This window comes from Streptomyces alkaliphilus, from assembly GCF_014141535.1.
GTDB classification, from domain to species: domain Bacteria; phylum Actinomycetota; class Actinomycetes; order Streptomycetales; family Streptomycetaceae; genus Streptomyces; species Streptomyces alkaliphilus.
This window is the reverse complement of the sequence record NZ_VKHT01000393.1, coordinates 1-4,505: the sequence shown is the minus strand read 5'-3', so window position 1 is coordinate 4,505 and position 4,505 is coordinate 1. Positions and strand designations below refer to the sequence as shown.

5 protein-coding genes are annotated in these 4,505 nt (G+C 71.0%); all 5 read left to right on the top strand.

The window, feature by feature from the left end; all coding sequences use genetic code 11:
- Positions 1 to 184 precede the first annotated feature (184 nt).
- Positions 185 to 1,150 (top strand): ectoine/hydroxyectoine ABC transporter substrate-binding protein EhuB, encoded by a 966-nt coding sequence (gene ehuB / locus FNQ90_RS13675; protein ID WP_143617869.1) that lies wholly within the window; start codon positions 185 to 187, stop codon positions 1,148 to 1,150.
- Positions 1,147 to 1,887, top strand: a complete 741-nt coding sequence (ehuC, locus tag FNQ90_RS13670) for an ectoine/hydroxyectoine ABC transporter permease subunit EhuC (protein WP_143617871.1) — start codon at positions 1,147 to 1,149, stop codon at positions 1,885 to 1,887. Before ehuB ends, ehuC begins: the two co-directional genes overlap by 4 nt.
- Positions 1,884 to 2,534: an ectoine/hydroxyectoine ABC transporter permease subunit EhuD gene (gene ehuD / locus FNQ90_RS13665; RefSeq protein WP_182606634.1), complete on the top strand. Its 651-nt coding sequence runs from the start codon at positions 1,884 to 1,886 to the stop codon at positions 2,532 to 2,534. Before ehuC ends, ehuD begins: the two co-directional genes overlap by 4 nt.
- A 172-nt stretch (positions 2,535 to 2,706) precedes the next feature.
- On the top strand, positions 2,707 to 3,504 hold the full coding sequence (gene ehuA, locus FNQ90_RS13660) for an ectoine/hydroxyectoine ABC transporter ATP-binding protein EhuA (protein ID WP_182606635.1): 798 nt from the start codon (positions 2,707 to 2,709) through the stop codon (positions 3,502 to 3,504).
- 203 nt (positions 3,505 to 3,707) lie between these two features.
- Positions 3,708 to 4,466, top strand: coding sequence for an IclR family transcriptional regulator domain-containing protein (locus FNQ90_RS13655; protein ID WP_182606633.1), 759 nt, complete (start codon positions 3,708 to 3,710; stop codon positions 4,464 to 4,466).
- Positions 4,467 to 4,505: the final 39 nt, after the last annotated feature.

Sequence of the window (4,505 nt, the reverse complement as noted above, 5' to 3'; positions counted from 1 at the left end):
GGCGGGGTCGGCCGGTCGGTCCCGGGGGCGCGCGGGGCCCGCCGTGATCCTCCGGCACGCCCATGGTGGCCCGGGAGCGCCACCCGCGTCCCGGGGCCACACGGATGAATCTCTTCCGGTTCCTTTCGGTCTCGGACCGAAATCGCTCCGCATGGCCGTCCGGAAATCGGGTATCCGCCGGCGCATGGTTCGTTCACGACGCAGACGCCGACCCCTGTTCGGCCCACTGGGCGGTCCGCCGACCGACGCCGCCGGGCCACCCGCCTCCCCGATATCCCCCGGCGGCCCCAGCCGTCGCACGCTGCTCTCGGGGGCCGCCGCACTCGGCCTCCTCGGTATCACCGGCGCCGCCGGATGCGCCCGGATCGACCCCGAGGGCGGCGACCCGCTGGACCGGCTGCGCGCCCAGGGCGTGGTGCGGCTCGGTATCGCCAGCGAGATCCCCTACTCCTACATCGACGACGACGGCTCGCTCACCGGGCAGTCCCCGGCCATCGCCCGGGAGATCTTCGGTCGGCTCGGCATCGAACGCTTCCAGCCGGTCCTCACCGAGTTCGGCTCGCTCATCCCCGGCCTGCGGGCCCGCCAGTTCGACGTGGTGGCCGCCGGGATGTGGATCAGCCCCGAGCGCTGTGACCAGGTGATCTTCTCCGACCCGGACTACGTCGCCAAGGACGCGTTCATCGTCGCCGCCGGCAACCCGCTGGGCATCACCGACTACGCCTCCCTCGCGGAGAGCGGCGCCACCTCCGCCACCGGGCCGGGCTGGTTCCAGCGCGACTACGCCATCGGCAACGGCGTGGACCCGAACAGCATCGGCACCTACCCGGACCAGTTGGCCGGCCTCAACGCCGTTCGGCACGGTCGGATCGACGCCTTCTTCGGCACCGCCCCGACCATGACCGCCGCCGTGCGAGAGGGGAGCGGGGTCGAGGTCACCGAGCCGTTCGTGCCGGTGGTGGACGGCGAGGAGCAGATCGGCGCCGGTGGCTTCGCGTTCCGGCCCGACGAGACCGCCCTGCGCGACGCCTTCAACACCGAGCTGCACGACCTCAAGGACACCGGTCGGCTGCTGGAGCTGGTGGAGCCCTACGGCTTCACCGAGGAGGACCTGACGGATCTCACCGCAGAGGAGCTGTGCTCGCCATGACGTGGGGTCTGTTCACCACCTGGATTCTGCCGGGGCTGTGGGTGACCGTGCAGGTCACGATCTTCAGCGCCGCCCTGGCCTTCGCGGTCTCCCTGGCCATCGGCACACTGCGCACCTCCCGCTGGTGGATCGTGCGCTTCCTGTCCGGGGCCTACTTCGAGATCTTCCGGGGCACCTCCGCCCTGGTGATGTTGTTCTGGTTCGCCTTCGCCTTCCCGCTGATGTTCGGCTACCAACTGGTGCCGATGTGGGCGGGTGTGCTGGCGCTCGGCCTGACCTACGGGGCCTACGGCTCGGAGATCGTGCGCGGGGCGCTGGCCGCCGTGCCGGTCGCCCAGCGGGAGGCCGGTATCGCGCTGAGCTTCACCCCGATGCAGCGGCTGCGCCGGGTGGAGTTCCCGCAGGCGTGGCCGGAGATGGTGGCGCCGCTCAACGCGTTGGCCATCGAACTGCTCAAGGGCACCGCGCTGGTGTCCGTGATCTCGGTCTCCGACCTGGCCTTCGCCGGGAACGTGATCCGGCTCTCCACCGGTGACAACGCGCCGGTCTACACCCTGCTGCTGGTCATGTACTTCATCCTGGCCTTCGCCATCACCCGTGGGATGCGCGTGGTGGAACGGCAGGCCAAGAAGGGCATCGGTCAGGAGCCGGAGCGGGTGCCGCTGTTCCGCAAGCGCGGGGCGGGCTCGCCCGGCGCCGCCGGTGACACCCGTGCGATGGGGGGTGTGAACGCGTGAACTGGGACTGGGGAGTCGTCGCCGACTTCATGCCCTACTTCTGGAGCGGCCTGCTGACCACGCTCCAGGCACTGGCCTGGGGCACCCTCATCGCCTTCTCGCTGGGTCTGGTGTGGGCCATCGCGGTGCGCGGCCCGGCCTTCGTGCGCTGGCCGGTGCTGGGATTCACCGAGTTCGTCCGCAACACCCCGTTGCTGGTGCAGCTCTTCTTCCTGTTCTTCGTGCTGCCCGAGTGGGGTCCGACCGTGCCGGTCATGGTGGCCGGCGCCATCGGCCTGGGCCTGCACTACTCGACCTACACGATGGAGGTCTACCGCGCCGGCATCGAGGCGGTGCCGGTCGGCCAGTGGGAGGCGGCGCACGCGCTGAGCATGTCACCGCGCCGCACCTGGCAGTCGGTGATCCTGCCGCAGGCCTTCCGGCGCAGCGTGCCGGCGCTGGGCAACTACGTGATCGCCATGCTCAAGGAGACGCCGCTGATCGCGACCATCGGGCTGATGGAGATGCTCGGCGAGGCGCGTGCCTTCGGCACCGAGACCTTCCGCTTCATGGAGCCGTACACGGTGGTCGGCATCGCCTTCGTGCTGGTCGCCTATCCGGCCTCGCTGTTGATCCGAGCCCTGGAGCGTCGTCTTGCCACCCATTGAGCCATCCGGCGGACCGACCGCCGAGCCACCCCCCGACCGGTCCGGATCTCCGAGCCGGCCGCGAACGACCACGGACCCGAGAGCGACCACGGAGACCACGGTGGACACCCCGCAGAGCACCCCGCAGGACGACCCCGCCCGGCCGGCGGGGGACGCCACGACACCCGAGGCCGTGCCGGGAGCCGGTGACGGCCGGCGCGAGGACGGCCCGGAGCTGATCCGCTTCCAGGACGTGACCAAGCGGTTCGGGGAGCTGACCGTCCTGGACGACCTGTGCTTCTCGGTGTACCCGCGCAAGCACGTCACCCTGATCGGCCCCTCGGGATCGGGCAAGACGACGATCCTGCGACTGTTGATGACCCTGGTGAAGCCCGACGAGGGCACCATCACGGTCGACGGCGAGCACCTCACGCACGAGGAACGCCACGGGAAGCTGGTCCCCGCCGGGGAGAAGCACGTCCGGGAGGTGCGCAAGAAGATCGGCATGGTCTTCCAGCAGTTCAACCTCTTCCCCAACATGAAGGTGCTGCGCAACGTCACCGAGGCTCCGGTGCACGTGCTGGGGCTGTCGAAGGACGAGGCGGAGGCCCGGGCCAGGGACCTGATCGAGCTGGTCGGTCTGACCGAGCACATCGACAAGTACCCCACCCAGCTCTCCGGCGGCCAGCAGCAGCGGGTGGCCATCGCCCGGGCGTTGGCGATGCGGCCCAAGGTGCTGCTGCTGGACGAGGTCACCTCCGCGCTCGACCCCGAGCTGGTGGCGGGCGTGCTGGACGTGTTGCGGGACGTCGCGCACAGCACGGAGATCACGATGCTGTGCGTGACGCACGAGATGTCCTTCGCCAGGGACATCTCGGACTGCGTCATGATGTTCGACAAGGGCAGGATCGTGGAGGCCGCGCCACCGGAGCAGTTGTTCGGCGACCCGCGCCACCAGCGCACCCGGGATTTCCTGCGCAGCGTGCAGTAGCGCGGTGACACCCCGCCGGCGCGGCGCCCCCGCCCGCCGGTTCTCGTGCCCGTGCCCCCGGGGGGATCGCTGTCCCGGGGGTCGGGCGCGCCGATTCCGCCCGGGTAACACCGCCGATGGTGTGCCCCCGCCGCCGGTCGGCGGTTAATCTGGTGGACAGTCATCGGCACGGCGGATAACCGCGAGTCCCCAGGGAGGACGCTGTGGCGCTCAGGTCCGGGGTGGCCGCCCCCTTCCATTCGGTCCGGTACGCACTGCGCCTGCTGGAGACGATCGCCGAGAGTTCCGAGGGGGCACTGGAGGCGGAGCTGACCCGGCGCACGGGTCTGCCACCCGACCGACTGGGTGAGCTGTTGCGACTGTTGCAGCAGGAGGGGTACATCCACCGGCTGCGGGACGGCAGCTGGACCAGCGGTGAGGCGATGGCCCTGCTGAACTCCGGCGGCGACCGGCGACGCGCCCGCGAGGAGAAGCTGCGGCAGTCCCTGGACCGACTGCGGTGCGAGGTCGGCGCCGCCGTCTACATCGGGCGGTACACCGACGGCGAGATGACCGTGCCGCACGTCAGCTCCACGCCGGAGATGCCGGCGGTCGACCAGTGGGTGGAGTTCCGCTCCGCCGCGCACGCCACCGCGATCGGCAAGTGCCTGCTGGGCCAGCTCGACCACGACGGCCGCCGGGATCACTTCTCCCGGCACCGGGTCGCCCGCCTCACCTCCCGGACCATCACCGACCGCCGGGCCCTGCTCACCACCCTGGACCACCACCCGGCGAGCATGCCGATGCTGGACCTCCAGGAGTACGCGGTGGGCACCGTCTGCGCGGCGGTGCCGCTGACCGCCGGGGCCTCGGTGGGGTGCCTGGCGCTCTCCCTTCCGTTGCGCCAGGGGTACCGACTGCGGGAGGCGGCCGAGACCCTGAACCGGCAGGCGGCCCCGACCCTGCTCAGTCTGGTGCTGTGACCCGACCGCCGTGGCCCGGAGCGGGCCGGAGGGCCGGTG